At 45.9% G+C, this 25,755-nt stretch carries 20 protein-coding genes and 1 riboswitch; of the genes, 15 read left to right on the top strand and 5 right to left on the bottom strand.

What is annotated here, in order from left to right; genetic code table 11:
- Positions 1 to 243: 243 nt before the first annotated feature.
- From GQS64_RS05215 to GQS64_RS05155, 13 genes are all read left to right on the top strand, one after another.
- Positions 244 to 1,527 (top strand): porin, encoded by a 1,284-nt coding sequence (locus GQS64_RS05215; RefSeq protein ID WP_198230825.1) that lies wholly within the window; start codon positions 244 to 246, stop codon positions 1,525 to 1,527.
- A gap of 492 nt (positions 1,528 to 2,019) precedes the next feature.
- Positions 2,020 to 3,141, top strand: a complete 1,122-nt coding sequence (locus GQS64_RS05210) for a pyridoxal phosphate-dependent aminotransferase (RefSeq protein WP_198230824.1) — start codon at positions 2,020 to 2,022, stop codon at positions 3,139 to 3,141.
- 5 nt (positions 3,142 to 3,146) lie between these two features.
- Positions 3,147 to 3,509, top strand: a complete 363-nt coding sequence (locus GQS64_RS05205; RefSeq protein ID WP_077991570.1) for a DUF423 domain-containing protein — start codon at positions 3,147 to 3,149, stop codon at positions 3,507 to 3,509.
- Between the two features lie 181 nt (positions 3,510 to 3,690).
- Positions 3,691 to 3,818: riboswitch (TPP riboswitch) on the top strand.
- Complete coding sequence (locus tag GQS64_RS05200) at positions 3,801 to 3,965, top strand: hypothetical protein (protein ID WP_198230823.1); 165 nt, start codon at positions 3,801 to 3,803, stop codon at positions 3,963 to 3,965. (Overlaps the previous riboswitch by 18 nt.)
- Positions 3,966 to 3,970: 5 nt before the next feature.
- Positions 3,971 to 4,933, top strand: coding sequence for an FAD-dependent oxidoreductase (locus GQS64_RS05195; protein WP_077991568.1), 963 nt, complete (start codon positions 3,971 to 3,973; stop codon positions 4,931 to 4,933).
- A gap of 5 nt (positions 4,934 to 4,938) precedes the next feature.
- Positions 4,939 to 5,136, top strand: a complete 198-nt coding sequence (gene thiS / locus GQS64_RS05190; RefSeq protein ID WP_198230822.1) for a sulfur carrier protein ThiS — start codon at positions 4,939 to 4,941, stop codon at positions 5,134 to 5,136.
- Between the two features lie 5 nt (positions 5,137 to 5,141).
- Complete coding sequence (locus GQS64_RS05185; RefSeq protein ID WP_198230907.1) at positions 5,142 to 5,912, top strand: thiazole synthase; 771 nt, start codon at positions 5,142 to 5,144, stop codon at positions 5,910 to 5,912.
- Positions 5,912 to 6,517, top strand: a complete 606-nt coding sequence (locus GQS64_RS05180) for a thiamine phosphate synthase (RefSeq protein ID WP_198230905.1) — start codon at positions 5,912 to 5,914, stop codon at positions 6,515 to 6,517. The genes GQS64_RS05185 and GQS64_RS05180 overlap by 1 nt, the downstream gene beginning before the upstream one ends.
- Complete coding sequence (gene thiD, locus GQS64_RS05175) at positions 6,508 to 7,263, top strand: bifunctional hydroxymethylpyrimidine kinase/phosphomethylpyrimidine kinase (RefSeq protein WP_198230906.1); 756 nt, start codon at positions 6,508 to 6,510, stop codon at positions 7,261 to 7,263. The genes GQS64_RS05180 and thiD overlap by 10 nt, the downstream gene beginning before the upstream one ends.
- Positions 7,264 to 7,373: 110 nt before the next feature.
- A complete protein-coding gene (locus GQS64_RS05170; protein WP_198230821.1) occupies positions 7,374 to 7,895 on the top strand; it encodes an O-acetyl-ADP-ribose deacetylase in 522 nt (173 codons plus the stop codon).
- A gap of 507 nt (positions 7,896 to 8,402) precedes the next feature.
- The gene (locus GQS64_RS05165) at positions 8,403 to 9,419 is read left to right on the top strand and encodes an endonuclease/exonuclease/phosphatase family protein (protein WP_198230820.1); all 1,017 of its coding nucleotides are present in this window, start codon (positions 8,403 to 8,405) and stop codon (positions 9,417 to 9,419) included.
- Between the two features lie 176 nt (positions 9,420 to 9,595).
- A complete protein-coding gene (locus tag GQS64_RS05160; RefSeq protein ID WP_198230819.1) occupies positions 9,596 to 10,705 on the top strand; it encodes an acyl-CoA dehydrogenase in 1,110 nt (369 codons plus the stop codon).
- A gap of 356 nt (positions 10,706 to 11,061) precedes the next feature.
- On the top strand, positions 11,062 to 11,895 hold the full coding sequence (locus tag GQS64_RS05155) for a uracil-DNA glycosylase (RefSeq protein WP_198230818.1): 834 nt from the start codon (positions 11,062 to 11,064) through the stop codon (positions 11,893 to 11,895).
- A 17-nt stretch (positions 11,896 to 11,912) separates the two neighbouring features.
- Here GQS64_RS05155 and GQS64_RS05150 read toward each other — a convergent pair whose 3' ends face one another.
- The gene (locus GQS64_RS05150) at positions 11,913 to 12,827 is read right to left on the bottom strand and encodes a DMT family transporter (protein WP_198230904.1); all 915 of its coding nucleotides are present in this window, start codon (positions 12,825 to 12,827) and stop codon (positions 11,913 to 11,915) included.
- 303 nt (positions 12,828 to 13,130) lie between these two features.
- Between GQS64_RS05150 and pepN the strand changes: the two genes are divergently transcribed.
- Positions 13,131 to 15,758 carry an aminopeptidase N gene (pepN, locus tag GQS64_RS05145; RefSeq protein ID WP_198230817.1) on the top strand — a complete coding sequence of 876 codons (2,628 nt, stop codon included), beginning with the start codon at positions 13,131 to 13,133 and terminating at the stop codon, positions 15,756 to 15,758.
- Positions 15,759 to 16,055: 297 nt separating this feature from the next.
- Positions 16,056 to 18,380: a PAS domain-containing sensor histidine kinase gene (locus GQS64_RS05140; RefSeq protein WP_198230816.1), complete on the top strand. Its 2,325-nt coding sequence runs from the start codon at positions 16,056 to 16,058 to the stop codon at positions 18,378 to 18,380.
- Positions 18,381 to 18,816: 436 nt separating this feature from the next.
- On the opposite strand, the gene GQS64_RS05135 is transcribed toward GQS64_RS05140, so the two are convergent.
- The 4 genes from GQS64_RS05135 to GQS64_RS05120 form a co-directional block, all read right to left on the bottom strand.
- The gene (locus GQS64_RS05135; RefSeq protein ID WP_198230815.1) at positions 18,817 to 21,738 is read right to left on the bottom strand and encodes a bifunctional [glutamine synthetase] adenylyltransferase/[glutamine synthetase]-adenylyl-L-tyrosine phosphorylase; all 2,922 of its coding nucleotides are present in this window, start codon (positions 21,736 to 21,738) and stop codon (positions 18,817 to 18,819) included.
- A 174-nt stretch (positions 21,739 to 21,912) separates the two neighbouring features.
- On the bottom strand, positions 21,913 to 23,337 hold the full coding sequence (locus GQS64_RS05130; RefSeq protein WP_198230814.1) for a sensor histidine kinase: 1,425 nt from the start codon (positions 23,335 to 23,337) through the stop codon (positions 21,913 to 21,915).
- Positions 23,334 to 24,020 (bottom strand): response regulator transcription factor, encoded by a 687-nt coding sequence (locus GQS64_RS05125; RefSeq protein ID WP_198230813.1) that lies wholly within the window; start codon positions 24,018 to 24,020, stop codon positions 23,334 to 23,336. Before GQS64_RS05125 ends, GQS64_RS05130 begins: the two co-directional genes overlap by 4 nt.
- 123 nt (positions 24,021 to 24,143) lie before the next feature.
- Complete coding sequence (locus GQS64_RS05120) at positions 24,144 to 25,649, bottom strand: Do family serine endopeptidase (RefSeq protein WP_077991543.1); 1,506 nt, start codon at positions 25,647 to 25,649, stop codon at positions 24,144 to 24,146.
- Between the last annotated feature and the right edge of the window lie 106 nt (positions 25,650 to 25,755).

Below are 25,755 nucleotides of genomic sequence, written 5' to 3'. Positions count from 1 at the left end.
ATCCACAAATAAAACTGCAAACCCCCATTATTTTTGTGTCATTTTTGCAACAAGGTACCACGATACGCGCGCTTCCTCCCCAGTTTTTCTTATTTGGCGGTTGAATCGAAAATCATGTCAGGTATGTTCGTCTCATGAAGAAGGAGCGCTTGTGTGCGACTTTTTCGGTTAAGGGGATCGGGATTCAACTTTTTCTGAACTTCGTGAACCCGACCCAATTTTAACTTTGACTGGAGGTCAGATATGAACATTAAGAGCCTTCTTCTCGGCTCCGCTGCAGCTCTCATTGCAGTTTCTGGCGCTCGTGCAGCTGACGTAGTCGTTGCAGAGCCAGAGCCCGTTGAATATGTACGCGTTTGCGATGCATACGGTGAAGGATATTTCTACATTCCTGGAACCGAAACTTGCATGCGTATTTCCGGCTATGTCCGTGCAGACATCAAGGGCGGTGACAATGTCGGCGCTCGTAAACGTGGCCAAATTGATCGTGATACCTACGCTTGGCGTACACGTGCAACCCTTCGTTTCCACACAGCTTCTGAAACTGAACTCGGAACACTGCGCACATTCATCGAATTGCGTTCACAGTGGGATGAAGGTGCAGAGTGGGACGGAAAAGGTGATAGCGCTTCAGGTCAGCTCCGTTTTGCTTTCATCGAACTCGGTGGTATCCGCGTCGGTCTTGATGAATCCATCTTCAACCATTGGACAGGTTATTTTGGTAACGTCATCAATGACGACATCTTGACCCCGATGGCTTACACACGTACCAATGTTATCAGCTACACATTCAACGCAGGAAACGGTTTCTCCGCTATCTTGGGTGTTGAACAAGGCAATGATGAATTGAGTAACGCCAGTGATTACGGCTACAAATATTACAGTGACATTGATGATGTAGCGTCACGCAAACATAAGCTGAGCGGTAAAATTGACGATTATACACCGAATGTTGTTGGCGGTTTGAAATACGTCCAAGGCTGGGGTGGCGTTTCCGTTGTTGGCGCTTATGATGCTTATTATGAAGAATGGGCTGCCAAGGCTCGTTTGGATTTGAACGTTACCGACCAATGGAGCGTTTGGGTCATGGGCGGTTACAAGTCGGCTGACGACCGTTACTATGGCGATGATACTTATGGTAGCGATGCCAAGGTCCGTAGCGATGGCGTAAAATATGGTTACAAGGTTAGGAATGACCTGACCAAATACGGCATCTATCGTCAAGTCAACTCGATCTATGGTGACTGGGGCGGCGATTGGGCTGTTTGGGGTGGTACAACCTTCAAGTTCAACAAGAAGGCCAGCTTCAACGCACAAGTTGCCTATGACGATACAGATACTTTCGCTGCATCGGTCAACGTAAAGTATGAATTGGTACCAGGCCTCGTCATTACCCCTGAATTGACATATATTTCTTGGGAGAATGATTACAGCAAACGTAATGAAGCCAATACAATTAAGTATGTAGACTCTAAAAAAGGTCAGGATGCTTTCCAGGGTATGCTTCGTATCCAACGTTCGTTCTAATTCTTAAGAGAATTATTAAAAAAAGCCGGTGGTTTTCCACCGGCTTTTTTATTGGTATTTTCAGAATTTTACTTTTTATTTGTCTGCAAGCTCTGTCTCTGAATTATTTATTTTGACGTAATTCTTCGATATAATATTTTTAAGAAATAATTTATATGATTTATGAGCATGTTATCTAAAAATATAAATACGAATTATTTTATCTGTTTTCTTTATAAATTAATTATATTTATTTTTTGAATTTTATTCATTCATTAATATTTTTGTTTCAACAAGAAAAAATAAAAACTATTCACTCCAATCATCGCTAAATAAAATACGTGGCATGCCTATGTATTTGGTGGCAGTGTCATTGCAGAGGATTACATAGAATTGTCGTTTTTACGATTTAACACGTGGCTATAACGATTTATTGATGTCGTGAGCAAAACTGTTTGTGTTAATCATTGTGGAACGTGCTGTTGCCCGTATCCGCTGTAACTGGACTAAATTATGTCAGAAAAATTCGAGTTCCCGGCTGTCACACCTCTCATCGCATCCCTACCCGCAACAGTGCCGTTTACCGGGCCGGAGGCTATCGAACGAAAAACCGGCCGCTTATTTCGTGCGCGATTGGGTGCCAATGAAAATGGTTTCGGTCCTGCTCCATCTGTTTTGGACGCTTTAACAAACTCGCTCGGTGAAATATGGAAATATGGTGACCCTGAGAACTATGATCTCATTCATGCGCTTGCGAAACATTACAATTTGGATCCCGATCAGTTAACCGTCGGCCCCGGAGTGGACGCGCTATTGGGATTGATTGTGCGGCAATATATCGAGCCGGGCGACATTGTTGTAAATTCGCTTGGCGGGTATCCGACGTTCAATTACCATGTTGCCGGTTTTGGCGGAAAACTCGTCAACGTTCCCTATGCAAATGATAAAAGTGATCTTCAGGCACTCGCGAAAGCTGCGCAAGAACATAAGGCGAAAATTGTTTATCTTGCAAATCCTGATAATCCGTTGGGAACGTGGCATAGCAAAAGCGATATTGAAGCTTTCATAAACAGTCTACCTAAATCCACATTACTCATTCTGGACGAGGCTTATGGTGAATTGGCGCCTCAAGGCGACTTGCCTCCGATGTCGGAAATATGGCCGAATGTCTTGCGTATGCGGACTTTTTCCAAAGTTTACGGGCTTGCAGGATTGCGTTGCGGCTATGCCATAGGACTTCCCGAACGGATCGCCATGTTTGATAAAGTCCGCGATCATTTTTCTATCAATAAAATGGCTCAAATTGCCGCATTTCATGCATTGGCCGATCAGAAATATCTTGATGAAGTGATCGGGAAAATAAATAATGCAAAGCAGCAAATCAAAGAAGTTGCCAACAATCACGGATTGAAAACATTGCCGTCGGCGACCAACTTTGTCGCTATTGATTGTGGCCGCGATGGCAAATTTGCTAACGCTGTACTGGATCGACTTATTCAACAGGGTATATTTGTACGTAAACCATCTGTTCCGGTACTTGATCGTCTCATAAGGGTAAGTGTAGGCCCTAAAAAAGAGCTGGATCTATTTGCAGAAGCTTTTGCATCCGCACTTATAGCGGCAGATAAGGGGTGAAACATATGTCTGATTTGAATAAACGTATATTAAGCGGCTTTTCCGGACTTTATGGAGCCGGAGGTATTGCCGCTTACGCAGCAGCATCACACATCGGCGGTTATTACGAAGCTGTAGCACCTGTATTGCTTGGCAATGCCGCGGCACTTTTGGGTCTTTCGGTTGCGACCAAAAATAATATCGTCATGCGGCTTGCCGGTTTTCTTATCATTATCGGTGTTGCACTTTTTGCCGCCGACATCATGTGTCGGGAATTTGCTGAAACACGGCTTTTTCCTTATGCCGCGCCGCTCGGAGGAACGATCAATATTCTCGGCTGGTTGTTGCTCATCATTGCCGCATTTTTGCCTTACGAAAAAGAAAGTTAATTGATTGCGGTGTGGCCGGTCATCGCATTTTAATAATGTCATCGCATTTTAATAATGACCTCAAGAAATATGTCGCAGCTTCTGATTGACAGTGTCGTTTTCGGAAATCAGCCTATATTTCACCCTATTGAAATTCGTTTCTGATTATTATTGACAAAAGAGAGTTTTAAGCCAAACATACGCCCCGACCTTGGGGAGCCGGTAAGGCTGAGAGTCTGTAACGCGTTGGCAGCTTATGTCTACGTTCTACAGTGACCCATTGAACCTGAACCAGTTAGGACTGGCGGAGGGATGGTAGTTATATTTGGCAACTCGTCGAGCAAATGCCAATTATTTTCCAATCGCTCCAACATAATTTCACAGCAATCCGACGCGCATAGCGGGATTGTCTATCTGGTTCTTCTTTTGCTTGGGGGGGGAGCAAATAAAGGCGCAACACGCATTGATTTTGGATGAAGCGAATGCAAAAAGTGAAGAAAAAAATACTCGTTAAAGGATGTGGCGTTGCCGGATTGACGAGTGCCTATATGTTGGCAAAAGCGGGAGCTGAAATAACGATCTCCGCTCCGGCAGATTCTCCCCGTGGTGCTGCAAGCTGGTATGCCGGCGGGATGCTTGCACCTTATTGCGAGAGAGAAAGTGCTGAAGCCCGTGTCGAAACACTCGGGTTACAGACAATGAAATGGTGGTCTGAAACTCTGCCTGATCTTGTTACTCATAAAGGAACTCTTGTTGTTGCTCCGCCGAGGGATAGTGCGGAATTGGAACGTTTTTCCCGGCGCACAGGCGGACATCGTAAAATCGGTGCAGATGAAATTGCAAAGCTTGAACCCGATCTTGCAGGACGTTTTAGTCGCGGTCTTTTTTATGAAACCGAGGCTCATATTGACCCGCGCAAAGCCTTGCTGGCGTTGAAGCAGAAATTGAAAGATATGGGAGCCACCTTTGTTGACATTGACGCCGATGAAGCTGGCTTTGATTTTATTGTTGATGCAACCGGATTTGCCCGTATAGATCAGGATCATGACATGCGTGGGGTTCGCGGCGAGATGTTGCTCGTCCATAATGGGGATATTTCATTTTCAAGACCGATCAGGCTCGTTCATCCACGAATTCCGCTTTATATCGTCCCAAGAGACAACGGAATTTTCATGATTGGTGCGACGATGATTGAAAGTGACGACAATCGCCCTATCACAGCCCATTCAATGATGGATTTTTTGAATGCTGCCTATACGATTCATCCTTCCTTTGGCGAAGCCGAAATTGTTGAAATAGGTGTGGGAGTAAGACCGGCCTATAAAGATAACTTCCCGCGTGTAAAACAGGAAGACAACCACATCTATGTCAACGGAATGCATCGCCATGGTTATCTCATCTCGCCTGAAATGGCACGTCAAGTAACAGAAATTGTGATGGGTTAATGTCCATGAAAATATTCGTGAATGACGAACAAAAACAGGTCGCTGCCGAAACACTTTCAGCCCTTTTGAAAGAGCTTGATTATGAAGGTGATTGGCTTGCAACAGCGGTCAATGGCGAGCTTGTCAGTGCGGATGAACGTGACCTTTTCAAACTTAATAATGGCGACAAAATAGAAATTTTAAGCCCTATGCAGGGAGGTTGAACACGTTGCTTGAACTTTATGACAAAAATTTCAATTCACATCTTCTGTTAGGCACAGCGCAATATCCTTCACCAAAAATTCTTGAAGATGCGATCCGTGCTTCCCATGCGGAAATTGTAACGGTGTCTTTGCGCCGCGAAACAGCCGGTGGAAAACAGGGTGGACAGTTTTTTTCACTGATAAAATCGCTTGGCGTATCAATTTTGCCTAATACGGCCGGTTGCTATACAGTGAAAGAAGCGGTGACGACAGCAAAACTCGCACGCGACCTCTTTAAAACACCGTGGATAAAACTTGAGGTCATCGGCAATGCCGACACACTTCAGCCCGACATATTTGCATTGGTTGAAGCAGCCCGCATTCTCAACGAAGATGGATTTCAGGTTTTTCCCTATACAACAGATGATCTTATCGTAGCGGAAAAACTGGCAAATGTTGGCTGCCGCGTTATTATGCCCTGGTGTGCTCCTATCGGATCGGCAAAAGGCCCACGGGATGTTGATGGATTGCGCACAATTCGCGCCAATTTCCCTGAACTTTCTCTGATTGTTGATGCAGGAATTGGCCGCCCGTCACATGCGGCAAAAGCCATGGAATTGGGTTACGACGGTGTTTTACTCAACACGGCTGTCGCCAAAGCCGGAGATCCCGTATTAATGGCAGAAGCTTTTGCAGATGCTGTAAAAGCCGGACAAAATGCTTTTAAAGCCGGAATGCTGGAACCGCGGGATGTCGCCGTACCTTCAACACCGGTTTTCGGAAAGGCAGTATTTTGATTAAATTGGATCCTTTTTATCTCATTGTTGACAGTGCAGACTGGATAGAAAAGCTGATACCGCTAGGCGTCAAGCTGGTGCAGTTGCGAATGAAAAATACACCCGATGAAGTATTACGCCGACATATACAAAGATCGAAACTCGTATGTAAACAATTCCATTGCCAATTGATTATCAACGATTATTGGAAAATTGCAATTGATGAGAAATGCGATTTTGTCCATCTGGGACAGGAAGATCTTGCCGATGCCAATGTCAACGAGATACGAAAAGCAGGATTGAAACTCGGTATCAGTACACATGACACGAGCGAGCTGAATAAAGCGCTTGCTGCCAAGCCGGATTATGTCGCCTTGGGGCCGATATACCAAACCATATTGAAAAAAATGAAGTGGCAACCACAAGGTTTGGACAAACTCGCCCGTTGGAAAAAGCTGATTGGCGATCTCCCCCTCGTCGCAATAGGAGGGCTCAATCCTGAACGCGCCAAGGCAGTATTGAATGCAGGAGCAGATAGCGCTGCTGTTGTTACAGATATTATTATGAGTGAAAATCCGGAACAGCGGGTAAAACAGTGGCTGGAAGCAACACAAAAATGGCGCTAAGCCCCAAAATATTGATTGTTGCCGGAACCGACCCTACGGGAGGCGCCGGTATTGTCCGTGATATAGAAACGGCGAGCCATTTCTCGGTAAAAGTCGGACTTGCCGTCACATCGGTCAATATCCAGAATGACTTTCACGTCGAAGCGAAATTGCCAATGTATGGCGATTTTATTCGCGGACAAATGCTGGCCGCCCTTGAGGCTGACAGCATTTCGGCGATCAAAGTGGGAATGACCGGAACGCCTGAAATTGTTCATGCAATTTGTGGCGTTCTTGCCGAATTTCCTGATATTCCGGTTATACTTGATCCGGTGATACGGGCTTCATCCGGCGGTGTTCTTGCCGACGATATGACCGTTGCAGCCATCAAACAGGATTTGCTTCAATATTGTTATCTCACCACGCCCAATCTGCAAGAACTTGCCTCTCTGACAGATCACGAACTCGCAAAAGATCATGCCCATGCGATCGCTCAAGCAAAAGCACTGGTAGAAGCCGGATCAAAATTTGTGCTTGCCAAAGGCGGTCATGAAACCGGCAAACTTGCAACAGATAGCCTCGTTTCATCCGACAATATTCGTGATTTTTCAATTCCGCGCCTCAATGCGACAATGCGGGGAACCGGTTGCACATTATCGACTGCAATTGCTTGTGAAATGGCGAAGGGAAAAACAATCGAACAAGCGGTTGGAACAGCAAAAGCCTATGTCTTTGAATTGTTGCGGCTGCAACCTGTAGCAGTTTGAAAGAACGGCTAAAAATCCGGTTGTCATGCCCTTCTCTACCTTTTGGACATCTTCCAATTGTATTACATTTAGAGGGTTTTAGAGGTCTATAACGGGTTGAGGCAAATTTGATGATAGATAAGAACCGCATTTCCATCATGTGTGGTGATATTACGACATTGAATGTCGATGCCATCGTGAATGCCGCAAACTCTACCCTTCTTGGTGGCGGCGGGGTTGATGGTGCTATCCATAAAGCCGCAGGGCCTGAACTTCTGACCGAGTGCAAAACATTGCATGGCTGCAAAACGGGCGAAGCGAAGTTGACAAAAGGCTATCGGTTGCCTGCCCGTTTCATTATCCACACAGTCGGGCCAATTTGGTATGCCGGAATGGACCATGAAGCGGAAAAACTGAAATCGTGTTATGAAAATTCGCTTCTTATTGCCAAAAACAATCAATTCAAAACCATTGCATTTCCCGCGATTTCAGCCGGTGCCTATGGTTATCCTGCCGAAGCAGCAGCAAAAATTGCCATTTCGACCACAATCAAATTTCTTGAAAAAAATGATTTCCCGCAGAAGGTTATATTTTGTTGTTTTTCAAAGGATATGGAAGAAATTTATCGCGGCCTTTACCTGTCTTCCTCATAACAACGATAATGGATAAGACGAACAACCTTTGCGGATAAGAAGGGCTTTAATCCCCGATCGTTTGCAAAACTGTTTGACACGCTTTTAATAACTGAAAAAATATACGCGTTTATCGTGTTTGACGCGTTAAAGCGAAATATAAAATTTCCTATAGTTGAAACCGGTCTGCTCTCCCTGATTACTCTATTTGAAGGTTTTGCCTTCGTATAAAACAATGTTGCCCGAAACCATCAAATATTTAAAAAATTGTTAGAGAAACGAATTTTTACAAAAATAACCGGTTCCAATAAAAATAAATTATGCAATATGGTTAATGAAGGGAGCCAATTATGCTGATTCGTCGCTTTTCTATATTGTTTTTGGCGTTGGTATTTGTGGCAGCGTTGGGAGCTTTTGCGTTGTTTCATGCAAAAACGCCAGCATATGCGAAACCCATCATTGCTCCGTTAGCCAATAATTCCACAAAATAATAGTTTAATTCTGCTGCTTGAATGACAGCAAATTATAATGAACAATTATAATGGCAAATCAGACGGTAAAACCTTTACCTCCATATGGTTGATTTTCGTTGCTCTGTCTACTCTGCCGGTGTTGGCCAGTCTGTTTGTAACAATTCATCCCTTTTTTGATTCACTTGCCGATATTCGCATCCCTCTCGCCCTTTTCACAATCATAACGGCAATTCCTCTCAATTTTACAAAAGCACGTCGATATAGTCTTATGCTGACTATATTTGCTTGTATCATCCTCAGTCTAAGCCTGAATAGCGGCGGCCTGTTGCCAAAACCTGCACTCGCCACACGCCCGACATTCAAACTTTTGCAAGTCAATTTACGTTTCGACAACAATACGCCGGAAAAACTATTGGCTCTCATTCAGGAAGAAAAACCCGACATTATCACACTTCAGGAAGCCTCTGCGAGATGGCGGGATTTTTTCAAACAACATGGTTTGACGGTTATCGGTTGCGTTGCCGATAATGATCGCGCCGGTGCTACAGGATTTATTCTATCCGACAGGTTTTTAAGCCTGTCCGGCTTTTTCGCTTCTCCCGTTCTTACATGTTACAATGCTTCTTCTACGCATGGTTATGTTGCGAAAGTAAAATTACGCCCCGAAAAAACCGGCAGATTTTCACTCGACATCATATCGGCTCATCTTTCCTGGCCCTGGCCTTTCGGGCAAAATTTACAAATGGATGAACTTCAAAACGGCACATTCAAAAATGAATTGGCCAACGACAATTCAGCCCGAATTGTTGCCGGAGATTTTAATAGCGTAACGTGGAGTAACACGGTATCGCAAATGGAAGAGCTTACCGGCACACGTCACCTTTCGGGCATCGGCCCCACATGGTTGTCATACCGATTTCCCAATTCTCTACGCCCATATCTTGGACTACCAATCGACCAGATTCTGCTTTCTTCACAATTTGATCCCGTTAAAGTCAAGCGCCTTCCTTTCTTCGGCTCTGACCATCTACCGGTCATGGTCGAGTTCCAGTTTAATGATGACCTGAATTGATACAAGAAGTTTATCCAATTCCGACATTTTCATGAATTGAATTGTAAAAAGCTTTTTCTTTTTAAAAGAAATACTTCTTTTCAAGTTTTACTTTTGAATTTGAGCAAGCATTGCGCATTTAAGCTTGTGAATATTTTCTCCTAAAGAGATTTTCTCTCAATTCAGGAACACAGCCAATGTTGACAAATGATGATGCCCTATTCGAGCTGATAAGGGAAAGCGCCGATCATGTAGAAGAATACGGGCTGACAGTCGACTTGCAAAGGCTCAACGAAAATGGTGCGCTTCTTGCCTGTCTTCCAAAAAAGTTCGGCGGACAGAACTGGGCATTGAACAAAAACGAAACCGAAACAAAAGCTGCGTTCGATTTTTTGCGTCGGCTCGGTAAAGCCAATCTTTCACTTGCCCGCCTTTTTGAAGGGCATCTTCATGCAGTGCGTCTCATCGAACTTTACGCCGAAAAACGTTTGAGAAAGAACATTTTTTCCAAGGTGAAGGAAGGTGCTCTTCTCGGTGTCTGGGGTGCCAGTCTCAATCAACCTTTGACATTGACGACTTTGCCAAATGGCAAATTACTTTTACATGGTACAAAACGGCTGGTCACCGGATTGGGATTGGTCGAATTTGCAATTGTGCGCTTGCGACAAAACGGAAACGACGCCGATCAGCTTGCAATTGTTGAAGTCAATGATACATCCCGACAAACGATCGAATATTGGGATGCTTCGGGTATGCGCCCGACACTTACCGGTTCATTCGATTTTTCAGGCATTGAAATAAAAGAAAGCGACCTTTTAGGGGAACCGGGCGATTATCATCAGGAACCACACTATATCGGCGGCGTCTGGCGTCATAGTGTCGTCCATCTCGGCGGGGCGGAAGCAATTATAGATACCTGGCGGGAGATGCTTATCCGGAAAAATCGGCTCGATGACCCGTTCCAGCTTACGCGTCTTGCAAAAGCGCGTTCCGAAACACTTGCTGCATCTGCTATGCTGTTTAAAACCGCATGTCTTGTTGAAGAGGCTACACGCTCTCCCACGAAATCGAATATTGACGATGCTGTTTTAGCCTGCCTGCTGGCACACGACCAGATGGAGGATGTCTGCGTTAGAATTTTAAACCTTTGCGAAAAATCATTGGGTATGGAAGCCTTCATTGAACGTTGCCCGATAGAGCGGATGCGCCGTGACCTTTCAATGTTTATTCGCCATATTGCCCCCGATGCCCGCCTTTTACAGGCTGCCGGTTTTCTCATGGAAAGGCATGGCGAACCGCTTTGGTAGCCGGTTTCTCGAATTAGGCTTTATAGCTTTCTTATATAATTGAGAAATGGCGGAAACGGACGCAATCCGTCTTAGAATATCTTTTTAACAGATAATATTTTCTCTCCATTGCCGGATTGGCGACGCTCTATCCGGTTTTTCACGACATATCCGATTTTTTACGACATTCATGAATTGCATCTGTTGTGCTTTTTTTAAAAAATCCCACAATAAAACAACGTATCACACGAAAACTGCATCCTCATTTTTACTATTTCACACTCTGACATAGTTAGCCATCCGGAACGTTTCATATCCGGCCTTGCAGAGTTTCACCGCTTGATCTATTCATGAATTTCAGGAAACATAAGGCTACGATGTCAGACCGGCTCAACAATACGATTTCTTTTGAAGAATTGCTCGGCTTTTATTCGGAAGCCGGAGTTGATACCCCCCTGTCCGACACCCCCGTTGATCGTTTCAAGCAATCTGCCGAAATTGCAAAACGGCTCGTTGCAGCGGCGAACGAAACGACTGAACAAAAGCAAAAAACGGCTGTTCACCGCCCGCCCCGGCCAGTTGCTCAACCTCGTATTTCTGTTGAAGGACAGGTCGCAACAGCAACAGAGCTTGCCCGCAACGCCAAAAATCTTGAGGAACTTTTTGAAGCTGTCAAATCTTTCAATGGCTGCACATTGAAACTCACAGCAAAAAATACCTGTTTTGCCGACGGCACACCGAATTCAAACCTTATGCTTGTCGGCGAAGCACCGGGACGGGAAGAAGATTTACAAGGTGTTCCTTTTGTCGGACGCTCCGGAATGTTGCTCGATCGTATTCTCGGCGCTATCGGCCTTACCCGTAAAGAGGTTTATATTGCCAATACAATACCATGGCGGCCGCCTGGTAATCGTACCCCGACACCGATGGAAACCGAACTCTGTCGCCCGTTTATCGAACGCCAGATCGAATTGGCTGCACCCAAAATTCTGGTTGCTCTCGGCGGGCCGGCAATGCAAGTCCTGACCGGTGTCAAAAACGGCATTATTCGCACAAGAGGAAAATGGCTTTCGCACAAACTCGCAAACGGCCAATCCATTCCGGTTATGCCAACCTTCCACCCTGCTTATCTGTTAAGAACGCCAAGCCAGAAAAAACTTGCATGGGCGGATTTTCTGGAAATCCGCAATGCATTGAACGGGCTTTCGTAAAAAGCAGAACGTTGCAATCAACGATGTTTATGAAACAGCGCACGGTGGCGTGTGTGGTTTTTTCCGATAAGATGGGATTCACGCAATATAATGAAAATACCAGAGCCGATCACCAGACACGCTCCGAACAACATTGCAAGCGTCGGGATTTCATTAAAAATAAAATAACCGCTCAAAAGGCTTAATAACATTGACGTATATTCAAAAGGTGCAACCGTTGAAGGTTCGGCATGCCGATAGGCCTGCGTCATGAAAATCTGCGCAATACCACCGAATAAACCCGCCAGAATGAGCATGGAAGCCTGATAAAAATCGGGAACAACCCAACCGAATGGCAGTGTCACCAAAGAGATAATGCTTGATGTTATCATAAAATAGAGAGTGATTGTTGTTGTCTTTTCGGTGAAGACCAGTTTTCTGACAAGCAACATGGCAATAGCTGCCATAATAGCGGCTCCAAGAGCAGAAAGTGCGCCAACCGATGCACCGAGATCGGCATTTGCCGAACCAAGAATAGTCAGGCGTGGCCACACGATAATCAAAACACCGACAAGGCCGACAATAACCGCGCTCCAACGGTAAAAATATACTTTTTCATGAAGAAAGATGGCGCATAAAACGACAAGAATGAGTGGTTCACCATAACCGATTGCGACAGTTTCAGGCAGCGGTAAAAGTGTAAGTGCATAGAAGCTGAACAGCATTGAAAAAGTACCGAACATTCCCCGAAAGACATGACCGGTAAGATTTTTGGTATAAAGCACCGTTTTAAGCTGTTTGAGCGACATGACCCAAAGAATAATCGGGACAATGCCGAAAAACGACCGGAAGAAGCTCAGTTCACCTGCCGGAACTCCTTTTGCCGATTTCAAAAAGCTGTACATAACAACAAAACAGGCGACTGATAAAATCTTCATCCAGATTCCGAGCATAACATTGCCCGAAGGGGCTTGCGGAATTTCCGGTGACTGTTTTTGCACGTGTTCTCTCCTGTCGGGTGGCATTCATCCGGCGTTCAATAAGACTGTGCCTGAAAAATTTTGAGCCGGTTTTTAATGCGAAGCCTTGGCCATTCATATACGACCTGCCAATCAAAATAAATGTCGGTCGGCTTTGCCAAATGAAATTTTGTAATCACATTGGTGTGCATGAACCGAGATTTCTTTTCAAGTCGGTTGTCGTTTCAATCAAATATGCTTACCTTTCAGGTAAACTCCTAAAAAAAGGCATGATTTATGACCAAAACCGACACTCCCGTATATCGTCTTGAAGATTACAAGCCCACCGATTACGCAATTTCACATACCGAACTTGATTTTTCGCTTCATCCTACCGAAACAATTGTCAAATCGAAACTTTCACTTTCACCACGAAAAAACACCAAACCCGGCACACCGTTAGTCCTTGTCGGGGATGAGTTGAAATTGTTGTCGGTTGCAATCAATGGTCACGAACTTGCTTCCAAAGACTATTCGGCAACACCTGAAAAACTGGAAATTCACACACCTCCTTCAGGCGATTTTATTGTTCAGATCACAACACAGATCAATCCGAAGAAAAATCGCCAATTGATGGGGCTTTATCTTTCCAACGGCGTCTATTGCACCCAGAACGAGCCGCAAGGTTTCCGCCGGATCACTTATTTTTATGATCGTCCCGATATTCTTTCGGTTTTCAAAACCCGCATCGAAGCTGATGAAAAGAATGAACCGGTTCTTCTTTCCAATGGCAATTTGTTGGAAACCGGAAAACTGGAAAACGGGCGGCATTATGCAATCTGGGAAGACCCGCACCCAAAACCTTGTTATCTTTTCGCCCTCGTCGGTGGTGCACTAGACCATTATGATGACAGTTTCACAACTATGTCGGGGCGGAAAGTAAAACTCGGAATTTATGTCGAAAAAGGTAAAAGAGAACGCGCAGCCTATGCAATGGATTCGCTCAAACGCGCAATGCGTTGGGATGAAGAAAAGTTCGGGCGCGAATATGACCTTGATATTTTCAACATTGTTGCGGTTTCCGACTTCAATATGGGGGCAATGGAAAATAAGGGGCTGAATATTTTCAATGATAAATATGTCCTTGCCAACCCCGATACAGCAACCGATTTCGATTATGCGGGCATAGAACGCGTTATTGCGCACGAATATTTTCACAACTGGACCGGTGATCGTATTACCTGTCGCGACTGGTTCCAGCTTTGCTTGAAAGAAGGTTTGACCGTCTATCGCGATCAGGAATTCTCGTCTGACCAGCGCTCGCGTCCGGTTCACAGGATTTCCGACGTTCGTGTATTGAAAATTGCACAGTTTCCTGAAGATGCAGGGCCGCTGGCTCATCCGGTTCGCCCACGGCAATATCGCGAAATCAACAATTTTTATACGACAACCGTCTATGAAAAAGGTGCGGAAGTCGTACGTATGGTTCATACCATGCTGGGCGACGAGCTTTTCCGCAAAGGTATGGATCTCTATTTCCAGCGCCATGATGGTGAAGCTTGCACAATTGAAGATTTCATCGCCTGTTTTGCCGATGTTTCAGGACGTGATTTTTCACAATTCATGCTGTGGTATGAGCAAGCCGGAACACCCACAGTAACAGTTGATAGCCATTATAAAGATGGTGTCCTGACACTTGATTTGACCCAGACCGTTCCCGACACCCCCGGACAATCCGATAAAAAGCCGATGGTTATTCCGCTTTCCTTCGGTCTTTTGGGCAAAAACGGCAAAGATATGCCCTATCAGGCCGATAATCACATAGAAAACAATGTTATTGTTTTGTCCGAAGCAAAACAGACTGTTCATATCCGCGATCTGAAAGAAAAGCCTGTTTTATCACTGTTGCGCGGTTTTTCGGCTCCAATCAATCTGAAGATGGAAGAAAGCGATGATGACCTTGCCTTCCGCGCCCATTTTGATACTGACGAAGTCAATCGCTGGGAGTCGCTCAACAAGTTAATGGGCAAGGCACTGGTCAATGCAATTGCCGACCGTTCAGTTGAAAAACCGGCTATGCCCGAAAAGCTTCAAACACTGATTGAAGCCCTTCTTGACGATGACACATTGGAACCTGCTTTCCGCTCCCTATGCCTGCAATTGCCTTCGGAAATCGAGCTTGCACGGATGATAGGCCACGATGTCGATCCCGACCGCATTTACAATGTCCGCCAATCGTTTATGAAATCATTGGCAGATCATCTGAAACAGAAAATGCTGCATGTCTTCGACAAGATGAAGACGGAAGGTCATTATTCGCCAAAAGCCGAACCGGCAGGTAAACGTGCCTTGAAAAACACGATACTCGGTTATCTTGCGCTTGCCGAAGCAACCCCTCTTCGGGCTTTCGAGGCTTATAAGAAGGCCGACAATATGACAGACCGGATGGGTGGGTTGTCCGTTCTTGTTCATCTCTTCAATGAAACAAATGAAGCCAAAGAAGCATTATCCGATTTTGAAAAACGCTATGGCAACGACCCGCTTGTTATGGATAAGTGGTTCTCTGTTCAGGCGACAGTCCATGGTGAAAAAACTCTGGATCACGTCAAAGAACTTATGAAACATCCGCTCTTTTCGCTTGATAATCCGAACCGGACACGTGCACTGATAGCCTCATTTGCTGCATCGAACCAGACAGGCTTCAATCGGGTTGACGGTGAAGGATATAAATTGCTGGCCGATATTATCCTGACGGTCGACAAGGAAAATCCGCAACTTGCAGCGCGCCTTTCAACATTCACGCGGTCATGGAAACAACTGGAGCCGAAGCGCCAAAGCAAGCTCAAGGAACAATTGGAGCGGATATTGAAAGCACCGAAGCTTTCGGTCGACGTTTCAGACATCGTAAGCCGCACATTGGGGTGAAAATAAAGCTTAAAAAAAATTCGGGCGGGAAGTGCATGCTCCCCGCTTTTTTTCTTTCATATTTTTTAAATTTATTAAAAAAATAGAGATAGTTAGAGTTCCAATCGGGGTCCACTCGAAAACTCGTCATTAAAATTTTTTTAAAGCTTTTGTTCTAAGCTTCATCAATGAAAAACGTTATTGAGCAAAGAAAAAGCTGGACAGGACGAATCAGTTTTGATTCATTGGCCTTGTTCGGGTGTTTTGCGTACCGAATCAGTTCTCCGGTTAATCTGTTAATGATAGAGGGGGCCAGAAATGGCACATTTGGACGCGTTTGACGCGCCCACTGGGACGTTTGTTGATTCAAAACCTTCGCTCAAAAAGCGCAAGGCAGGGTCAGCGCATGTCGATTTGCTCTCTGGACCTGCTTATAAGCGACTGCTCATTATCGAGCCGTGGCTTAGACGTGCTATTCCTCTCATTATTCTGGTTTTTCTTGTTTTGCTTGCTGCAACACGTCTGGTTCAGCTTTATGAATGGCGCCAAACAATTGACACAACAGCAAGATCTGCCATCATGCTCGCAACCGGACATATCGGCAGTTCGATTGATCGTTCCTTTTACACAAAACAGGAAGATAGCCAGAATCCGGCTTCACTTTCAAACAACGATTTACAGAATATTTTAATAGACTTCCGTACACAGGGTTTGATTACCAGCTCGGCGCGCATTGCCATTGTCGACGAGGCCGGTATTGTTGTTGCGGCTTCAGGAATGGAAACACTTATCGGCCATCCTTTATCGGACACAGTTGGCGATGCGCAGGCTCTCTTTGTTCTTGGTCGCAGCGCCGGTGTTATGCAGGTCAAGATAGGCGGAAAAGCATCGCTGGCGTCGTTCGATCAGGCCGGACAAGGGAAATTCGGTGTATTTGTAGGGGAAGAAACCGAACAGATATATCTTGAATGGCGCAAGACCGTTTCAATCAATATCACTATATTCGCCGGAACAGTCGGTGTCATTCTGGCGATCCTTTACGCATATTATGCCCAGGCTGCGCGCGTTCGCGATACCGATCTCATTTCTGAAAAAATCCAGAACCGTATTGATATGGCAATGATGCGCGGGCGTTGCGGTTTATGGGACTGGAACATGGCAAGCGGGCGCGTTTATTGGTCACGCTCCATGTATGAAATGCTCGGCTTCAAACCGAAAGATGCACTTCTGTCAATCTCCGAGATTACATCCATTATCAATCCTGCCGACGCCGATCTTTATGAATTGGCACGTGATTTGATGAGTGGCGAAAAAGATCACATAGACATCAACCTTCCTATGCGCCATGCGGATGGCCATTATGTGTGGATGCGCATTCGTGCCGAAGTTGCGCAAGAAGAAGAAGCCCACCTTGTCGGAATTTCATTTGACATAAGCGAGCAACACCAATTTGCTGAACAAACGGCACAGGCTGACTTGCGCATTCGCGATGCAATAGAAAACATCTCCGAATCCTTTGTTTTGTGGGATTCGGAAGGTCGACTGGTCATGTCGAACAGCAAATTCCGCGAATATGCTTCACTGCCCGACCACATGTTACAACCGGGTGTCCAACGGGCTACGGTTGAAGCCATGGCAAAGCCTGCAATCAACGAAATGTCGGTTGAACATGACAATACAGGTAACTTTACCAGCATTCGCCAGATGGCCGACGGAAGCTGGCTAAAAATCAACGAACGACGCACACAGGACGGTGGTCTGGTTTCGGTTGGTACCGATATTTCCGAACTCAAACAACAGCAAAAGAGTTTGGAAGACAGCGAGAGACGGCTTTATTCCTTCATTCAGGAATTGAAACTTGCCCGCCAAAGTGCCCAACAACGTGCGACCGAAGTTGAAAAACTGAACGAAAGTCTGCAATCCGAAAAAGAACGCGCCGAAAGTGCCAATAAGGCAAAGTCGGAATTTTTGGCAAATATGTCGCATGAATTGAGAACCCCTCTCAATGCCATTATCGGTTTTTCGGAAATGATGATACAGGGCACTTTCGGCCCCTTGGGGTCGGAACGTTATGCCGAATATATGAATGACATCCATAATTCGGGTACGCATTTGCTCACACTTATCAATGATATTCTCGATATGTCCAAAATTGAAGCCGGACGCTTTACCCTATCGAGTGAAAATGCCGATCTTGAGCCGATTATCAGCGAGACATTGCGCACTTTGACACCGCAGGCACAAGAGAAAAATATCACTGTCACAGCCGATATTACACCCAAACTTCATGGTGACATTGATCGCCGTGCTATTCATCAGGTATTCCTGAATATTCTTTCCAATGCAGTCAAATTCACACCGTCAGGCGGACATATCGACGTTAAAGGCTATCAGCGGGACGACAAGCTTATCTTTGTTTTCTCCGATACCGGTGTCGGCATTCCTGAAGCTGCGATTGCGAAACTCTGCCAACCTTTCGAGCAAGTTGAAAACCAGTTTACCAAAACCCATGCCGGTTCCGGTCTCGGACTTGCTATCTCCCGTTCTCTCGTTGAACTGCATGGCGGCAAACTTGATATAGCTTCCAAAGAAGGTAAAGGAACAACCGTTACCATCACCTTGCCTATGACACAGAAGCATTAATGACCTCTATGTTTCCTGACGGCAAAAATAGGAAACGGTGAGCACTTTTCTAATCCCGACATGTTTTGACAAGTGATGATTAAATCGCGGTGACTTCGCCCTTATGTCTTACCCACGCCCGTAACACCTTCCGCCTCTACCCGTTTAACCTCTTGTCACAAAAATCAAACGCGTTCTGCCCATGTTGACCACTACACAGCATCCAACCTTGAACAACACTTTCAATTTGGCCGAATGATAAACCGGCATATTGCCGAGAAAATGCATTTTCTCCGACATAGGCGCACGACACAGGCTGAGCCTTCCGGAAAATTTTCCATGAACAGGCTAAAACGGGCCGAAAGGTATTTTCTGCCCTATTTCAAGCCTTATAGATTTTCATCTCATATTTTTGCGCAACCATAAAATGAATGACAAAACCCTAATCGGGGAAAAATCAGACAACCACCTCATCGAATATTGTGCCGACAATCTCTGCCATTTCGGAAATCAGGCTTTCAACGCGGCTCAAATCCGGCTCGCCAACAGTTCTTTGTAAGAGATCAGCCAAACCGGGTGGCATATCGTCGGGATTGAGCTTTTCATTCAAACAGAGGCGCATAATCTGGCTCAAATTTGTATATATCCGATAAGCATGATGAAGTTCCCCCACTGATGAAATAGACAGGAACGATTGCGGCAGTCGTTCCAGCACTTCGCCTGTCGTGCGTCCTGCCAAAAATTCGGTTTGATGCGTAATGAGGGCAAATTGGGCAATAAATTCAAGATCAACCTGCCCGCCCCGCATTGTTTTGAAGTCCCATATATTTAATGGCGGTTTTTCCTGTTCAATGAGTTCGCGCATTTCGCGCACATCGTGGGCAACTTTTTCTTTATCGCGCTTTAACGCGATGATCGCCGCCACTTCATCTTCAAGTTGCTGCAAAAACATCTGGTCGCCTGCCACACCGCGCGCACGCGTCAAGGCCAGATGCTCCCAAACCCATGCATCATTTCGCTGATATTTCCCGAATGCCTCGAATGGAACCGCAACCGGCCCCTTATTTCCCGACGGACGCAACCTCAGATCGACTTCGTAAAGAACCCCCTCGCCTGTCGGTGCAGATAAAGCCGATACCAGACGTTGCGTCAGACGCATATAATATTGGGAAATATAAAGCGGCTTTGCACCATCCGACATTTCTGTCTCATTGTCGTAATCATAAAGAAGAATAAGATCGAGGTCGGAGCCTGCGGTAAGCTCGTAACTGCCGAGTTTACCCATTCCCAATATACCAACCCGCCCGCCTTTGACAAATCCATGCACCCGGCCGAATTCGGCTTCGACCGCAGCAAGTGTATTGGCAATCATCAAATCGGCAAGATCGGTAAAGGCACGCGCCGCACGTTCACCTTCAATAGCTCCATTCAGAAGTCTGATACCGATGAGAAAACGTTGTTCATTCGCAAAAAGCCGCAACTGGTCGAGAATATCTTCATAATTGGTGACACCACTTAAAAAAAACTCCAGCCGGTTTTGAAGATAGGTTTTCGTCGGCAACTCGGCAAAAATTGCCGGATCGAGCATCCCGTCGAAAATATGTGGTTTTCGGGTGATAATATCGGCAAGGCGCGGTGCCGAACTCATGATAAGAACCAGCATATCCAGCAATGAAGGATTGGATTGTAACAGGCTGAAAAGCTGGATACCGGAGGGTAGCCCTTGCAAAAATGCATCAAATCGCGACAATGCCTCGTCGGCCCTTTTGGTCGCACCGAACGCTTTGAGAAGCGCAGGTGTCAACTCGGTCAATCTTTCTCTGGCTTCAGCCGATTGGGTTGCATGATAACGCCCGAAATGCCACGTCCTGATGATACGACAAATATCGCTTGGACGCGAAAACCCCAGTTTGGATAATGTCGCAAGTGTGCCCGGATCATCGTCTTCACCGGTAAAAACCAGATTTCCGGCATCTGAACCCAGTTCCTTTTCCTGTTCAAACAAGGCCGCATAATGGTGTTCTACAGTGGTGAGAGTTTCCAGAAAATCACGCGTGAAATCATTGGTGTTGTTATAGCCCATCAGATAGGCAACACTGGTAAAACCTTCGTCATCTTCCGGAAGAATGTGGGTTTGTTCGTCTTCCAGCATCTGGATTCGATGTTCGACATTGCGCAAATATGAATATTTTTCAGTCAAAACATCACGTGTTTCGGCATTTATCCAGCCAAGTGAACAGAGTTCGGCAAGCATATCGACAGTGCGTCTTCCCCGAAGTTCGGGAAATCTTCCACCGGCAATCAATTGCTGGGTCTGAACAAAAAATTCGATTTCACGAATCCCGCCACGGCCAAGTTTGACATTATGACCACGAACAGCAATTTCACCATGCCCTTTATAGGCGTGGATCTGCCGTTTGATCGAATGAATATCGGCAATGGCCGCATAATCAAGATATTTGCGCCAAATATAGGGCGACAATTCATGCAAAACCGCTTCACCCGCTTTGACATCACCGGCAACTGGTCGTGCCTTTATCATGGCGGCGCGTTCCCAGTTCTGCCCGCGACTTTCATAGTAATGGAGCGCGGCACTGACTGGAAGAGCAAGCGGCGTTGAACCCGGATCCGGACGCAATCTCAAATCAATGCGAAAGACATAACCGTCGGCAGTGCGTTCTTGCATAATACGGATAAGCCTGCGCATCATTTTCGAGAAAACATCGATGCTCTCGTAAGGATCGCCGATATGCGGCGACATTTCGTCGATAAAAACAATAATATCTATATCCGAAGAGTAATTGAGTTCGCGTGCGCCGAGTTTGCCCATACCAAGAACAATAAGCCCGCAATCTTTTTCCGGATTGTTGTAATCGGCAAGATTGATTTTACCTTGATGATGCGCTTCCCGTAATAAAAACCGCAATGCCGCCCCTAATGTGGCTTCGGCTAGTCTTGTCAACCATTCCGATGTCATTGCCGATGTGAACAATCCTCCAAGATCGGCCAATGCAATCAACACATGCATTTCAAGCTTTTTGCGGCGCAACTGCGCCATCAACAGCGCTTCGGTTATATCCGCGGTTTTATCTATCCCGCCGATTTCTGCAAGCAATTCATCCAGTCGTTCGGATATGTCCTTATCAAGAAGCGGAGCAATAAAGTCTGGATTACGTATCATGGTTTCACGCAAGAAAGGTGAAAGCGTCATGATTGTACCCAGAAATTCCGATTGCCCCTTCCCGCCGGAGATTTCATCTGCAAGCTGTTGAAGATTTTCCTCACGGGCTTTCTCTGCCATATCCGACAACCATTGCGGGCCGGTTTCATTGAGCGGGGTTAAATGTTTTAACGTCATAGTCCAAAAAGCGTTTTGCATCACTATTCATCTTCCCTGCTTCATTCCCGAAGTTTGAAACAATTCTTCAAACTCTTTAGAAATCAATAGAAAACCATTTGTTCAGAAACGGCAATGGTTAAACCTGAACTTCTTAGGATGATTGACTGCTTTTACAGAATTATATTGCTTATGGTTTCAAGAAAATGGAGCTTTTTATGATAGCTTTTGTTGCTCTGCTTTTTCTTTTGGAAGTTCAGGGAAAGACAAAACCGCTTTCAGTCCGGGTTTTGCATCTTCCAGAACGAGTTCTCCGCCATGGAGCTTCATAACAGCTTTTGCCAGACTTAAACCTATACCGAAGCCCGGTTTTGTACGGCTATCTTCAAGCCTGACAAAACGCTTGGTAACCCTTTCCCTGTCTTCCGGCGGAATACCCATGCCGTTATCACTCACGCAAATATTGATATGACCGTCTTTTTGTTCCATAAACAGTGAAACTTGAGGAGCTTTTTCTGTTGTGGTCGCGCCATATTTGACGGCATTGTCGATAAGGTTGATAAGTGCCTGCGCAAGAAGTTCACGATTTAACAATAACTCCACGTCGAAGGTTTTTCCCATCTCGAATTTAACCCCTGCTTCTTCGGCAACCGGTCCATAAAGTTCACCGACATCTTCGACAATCGGACGGGCATCAAGTTTTTCAAGATGTTCAACCGAAGTGCTGGCTTCGATACGAGAAATCATAAGAATTGCGTTGAAAGTGCGGATAAGTTGGTCTGACTCTGATATAATTGCTTCCAGCGTCTGGCGATAATCAACTTTTTTATCACGTCGGGAAAGCGCTTCATCAGCACGATTACGCAGCCTTGTCAAAGGCGTTTTCAAATCATGGGCAATATTATCGGATACCTGACGAAGGCCATTATTAAGTTCCTCTATACGCTCCAACATAACATTGAGATTTGCAGAAAGCCTGTCAAATTCATCACCCGCCCCCGAAACCGGAAGCCTTCCTGTGAGATCGCCTGCCATAAGGCGTTGGGAAGCGGCTGTGACCTGATCTATGCGTTTCAATGCACGTCTGCCAACAAAAAACCAGATAAGCAATGCACCTGCTGCCATTGCAGCCAATGCGAACATCAACGCTTTTCTGATAATCGTAATGAATTTTTCAGGTTCGCCAATGTCGCGCCCGACCAACAATTTCATTCCGTTCGGTAAATCAATAACAGTGGCAATAGCGCGATGCTTCACCTTTTCCCCGCTGTCACCAAAACGCGAATACACAACCGAGTTTCGTAACAGGCCGCTGCCACTCAAAAGCCCCGGTTCGATGCTTTGCACGTTACCGGCCAAAAATCGCCCTTGCGGATCTGCAACAAGATAAAGAAAAGCCCCCGGCTGACGTGACCGGCGGTCGATGGTGCGCACGAGAAGCGGCAATCCCCCGTGTTGATAGGCATGCTCGATATTGCCCACCTCTTCACTCAAAGTCTGTTCGGTTTGGTCGGTCAACATAGAAACGGCAAGCGATGTCATATAGATTGAAAGTCCGACAGCAACCAGCCCGAAAAGAATGACATAAAGAGCCGATAGACGCACAGCCGTTGTACGCAGGAGGCTTTTGATCCTGTTCATGATGGTTTATCAACCGCCTTCAACATATAGCCGGCACCCCGCACGGTATGAAGAAGCGGCGTATCGAAACCTTTTTCAATTTTTGAACGGAGCCTCGAAATATGGACATCAATGACATTGGTTTGCGGGTCAAAATGATAGTCCCAGACGTTTTCGAGTAACATAGTGCGCGTAACAACCTGTCCGGCATGGCGCATCAGATATTCAAGCAAACGGAATTCTCTTGGCTGCAAAATAATATCCTGACCGGCACGCTTGGCTGTGTGCGACAAACGGTCGAGTTCGAGATCACCCACGCGATAAGTGGTTTCGGCTTCTTTCGGGTTTTTGCGTCGCTGCAAAACTTCAATACGGGCAAGAAGTTCGGAAAAAGCATAGGGTTTTGTCAGGTAATCGTCGCCACCGGCTCGCAAACCTGTCACGCGGTCATCAACCTGCCCCAATGCAGAGAGAATGAGAACCGGCGTTTCGATACCTTTGGCGCGCAATGCCATAATAATCGACAACCCATCTTTTTTGGGCAACATACGATCAATAATCAAAACATCGTATTTGCCATTTTCTGCCAAAGCCAGTCCCGTTTCACCATCACCGGCAACATCGGTAGAATGGCCGGCCTCATTTAACGCTTTTTCCAGATAACGCTGTGCTTCACGATCATCTTCGACAACAAGAACTTTCATAAAGAACACCTCACTTTGACCGGTCATTATCAGGCAACAATCCGGCATCAGGCAACAATCAGGAAATAGCAAGCTATCAAGCTATGGCAAAATTATGCCATAGCCATTTTTTCTACTTCAAGTCTATTTATTTGCAATTGGCAAAGCCACGAAGCGGTTTTGTCCATTGCTTTCGACTTGCAACAAGACTGCCGTACGACCCGACTTCTTTGCTTCCTTTATTGCGTCAACAAATTCGGAAGCTTTTTTCACCGGATGATTATTGGCCGTCATGATAACGTCGCCAGGGCGAATGCCCTTATCCGCCGCATCACTATCCGGATCAACATTGGTTACGACAAGTCCCTCCCCTTCCTCGGAGGGTGTAACTGTCAAACCATAATCATCAAGTGTTTCCGATGAACCGTTTTCACCCTGTGGAAGAACCTTGCCATCACTCTTGTTTTCGTCTTTCGGCATAGCGGCAATTTTAACCTTTATGTCGGTTTGTTTGCCATCTCTCCACACACCAAGCGTTGCGGTGTCTCCCGGCGTGATATTCGCAATATGACGGGCAAGATCACGCGCATCGGCAACTTGTTCGCCATTCACCGAAATGATGGCATCTCCGGCTTTGACACCAGCTTTTGCAGCAGGGCCATCAAGCGGATCGGCAACCATTGCGCCTTTGGCTTCTTTCAAACCGATCGAGTCGGCGATTTCTTTGGTAACAGGTTGAATTTGAACACCAATCCATCCACGTTCAACCGAACCTTTTTTGATGAGCTGGTCTACAACCTGTTTTGCTGTTGACGAAGGTATCGCGAAAGCTATACCGACATTACCGCCCGAAGGCGAGAAAATAGCGGTATTGATGCCGACAACCTGACCGTTGAGATTGAAAGTCGGGCCACCGGAATTGCCGCGATTGACCGCTGCATCAATCTGGATGAAATCATCATAAACGCCAGCACCGATGTCGCGACCACGCGCCGAAACAATACCGGCTGTCACTGTTCCGCCCAATCCGAATGGATTACCGACAGCGACCACCCAATCACCGACGCGAACTTTTGAATCATCGGCAAAATCGACATAGACAAATTTACGTTTGTCATTCACTTTCAATACTGCAAGGTCTGTGCGGGGATCTGTTCCTACAAGCTTGGCATCAAGTTCTGTTCCATCATCAAGCACAACCGAATAGGCTGTTCCGTCAGAAACAACGTGGTTATTGGTGACGATATAACCGTCTTCCGAAATGAAGAAACCCGAACCCTGTGCAACCGGCCGTGGTTTTGAACGTTGTGTGGAGCGCCCCTGCGGCGGGCGACGGTGATCGTTGAAATCTTTAAAAAAGCGTTTGAGTGGATGGTCGTCCGGTAACTGGTCTATACCCGGACCACCAAAAAATCCCGTAAATCCCTGATCGTCATTTTTTTTATCACTTTTGACTTGCACGGAAACGACAGCGGGCTTCACCTGTTCAACAACATTTGCAAAGCTTTGTTGTTGGACACCTTCAACATAGACCGGTTTGGCCTCGGCAATATTCAATGAAAAAGCCGGCCCCGCGAAAATCATCGTTCCCGCCAAAGCCGTTGACATCGTGATCGCTGCCAACGTTTTGCGAATTGGGGAAATCTGCATTCTTATAATCTCCTTTTAGACTGCGCTTTAACGCATGTGTTGATGGAAAGATAAGATGTCAAACCTTACCATCGCCTGTCCGTTTTATTAAAATTTTGTAAGATTG

Origin of the sequence: Bartonella sp. P0282 (genome assembly GCF_048452985.1) — a bacterium.
GTDB classification, from domain to species: Bacteria; Pseudomonadota; Alphaproteobacteria; order Rhizobiales; family Rhizobiaceae; genus Bartonella; species Bartonella choladocola.
This window is presented reverse-complemented; position numbering and strand designations above follow the sequence as displayed.

Excerpts from the sequence above, each read along its gene's own strand:
- GQS64_RS05135 (WP_198230815.1), bottom strand. The coding sequence starts at position 21,738 with ATGCAAAACGCTTTTTGGACTATGACGTTAAAACATTTAACCCCGCTC.
- GQS64_RS05125 (WP_198230813.1), bottom strand. The coding sequence starts at position 24,020 with ATGAAAGTTCTTGTTGTCGAAGATGATCGTGAAGCACAGCGTTATCTG.
- thiD (WP_198230906.1), top strand. The coding sequence starts at position 6,508 with ATGGCGCTAAGCCCCAAAATATTGATTGTTGCCGGAACCGACCCTACG.
- GQS64_RS05155 (WP_198230818.1), top strand. The coding sequence starts at position 11,062 with ATGTCAGACCGGCTCAACAATACGATTTCTTTTGAAGAATTGCTCGGC.
- GQS64_RS05140 (WP_198230816.1), top strand. The coding sequence starts at position 16,056 with ATGGCACATTTGGACGCGTTTGACGCGCCCACTGGGACGTTTGTTGAT.
- GQS64_RS05150 (WP_198230904.1), bottom strand. The coding sequence starts at position 12,827 with ATGCTCGGAATCTGGATGAAGATTTTATCAGTCGCCTGTTTTGTTGTT.
- GQS64_RS05170 (WP_198230821.1), top strand. The coding sequence starts at position 7,374 with ATGATAGATAAGAACCGCATTTCCATCATGTGTGGTGATATTACGACA.
- GQS64_RS05205 (WP_077991570.1), top strand. The coding sequence starts at position 3,147 with ATGTCTGATTTGAATAAACGTATATTAAGCGGCTTTTCCGGACTTTAT.
- pepN (WP_198230817.1), top strand. The coding sequence starts at position 13,131 with ATGACCAAAACCGACACTCCCGTATATCGTCTTGAAGATTACAAGCCC.
- GQS64_RS05130 (WP_198230814.1), bottom strand. The coding sequence starts at position 23,337 with ATGAACAGGATCAAAAGCCTCCTGCGTACAACGGCTGTGCGTCTATCG.
- GQS64_RS05210 (WP_198230824.1), top strand. The coding sequence starts at position 2,020 with ATGTCAGAAAAATTCGAGTTCCCGGCTGTCACACCTCTCATCGCATCC.
- GQS64_RS05200 (WP_198230823.1), top strand. The coding sequence starts at position 3,801 with ATGGTAGTTATATTTGGCAACTCGTCGAGCAAATGCCAATTATTTTCC.
- GQS64_RS05160 (WP_198230819.1), top strand. The coding sequence starts at position 9,596 with ATGTTGACAAATGATGATGCCCTATTCGAGCTGATAAGGGAAAGCGCC.
- thiS (WP_198230822.1), top strand. The coding sequence starts at position 4,939 with ATGAAAATATTCGTGAATGACGAACAAAAACAGGTCGCTGCCGAAACA.
- GQS64_RS05165 (WP_198230820.1), top strand. The coding sequence starts at position 8,403 with ATGAACAATTATAATGGCAAATCAGACGGTAAAACCTTTACCTCCATA.
- GQS64_RS05215 (WP_198230825.1), top strand. The coding sequence starts at position 244 with ATGAACATTAAGAGCCTTCTTCTCGGCTCCGCTGCAGCTCTCATTGCA.
- GQS64_RS05195 (WP_077991568.1), top strand. The coding sequence starts at position 3,971 with ATGCAAAAAGTGAAGAAAAAAATACTCGTTAAAGGATGTGGCGTTGCC.
- GQS64_RS05120 (WP_077991543.1), bottom strand. The coding sequence starts at position 25,649 with ATGCAGATTTCCCCAATTCGCAAAACGTTGGCAGCGATCACGATGTCA.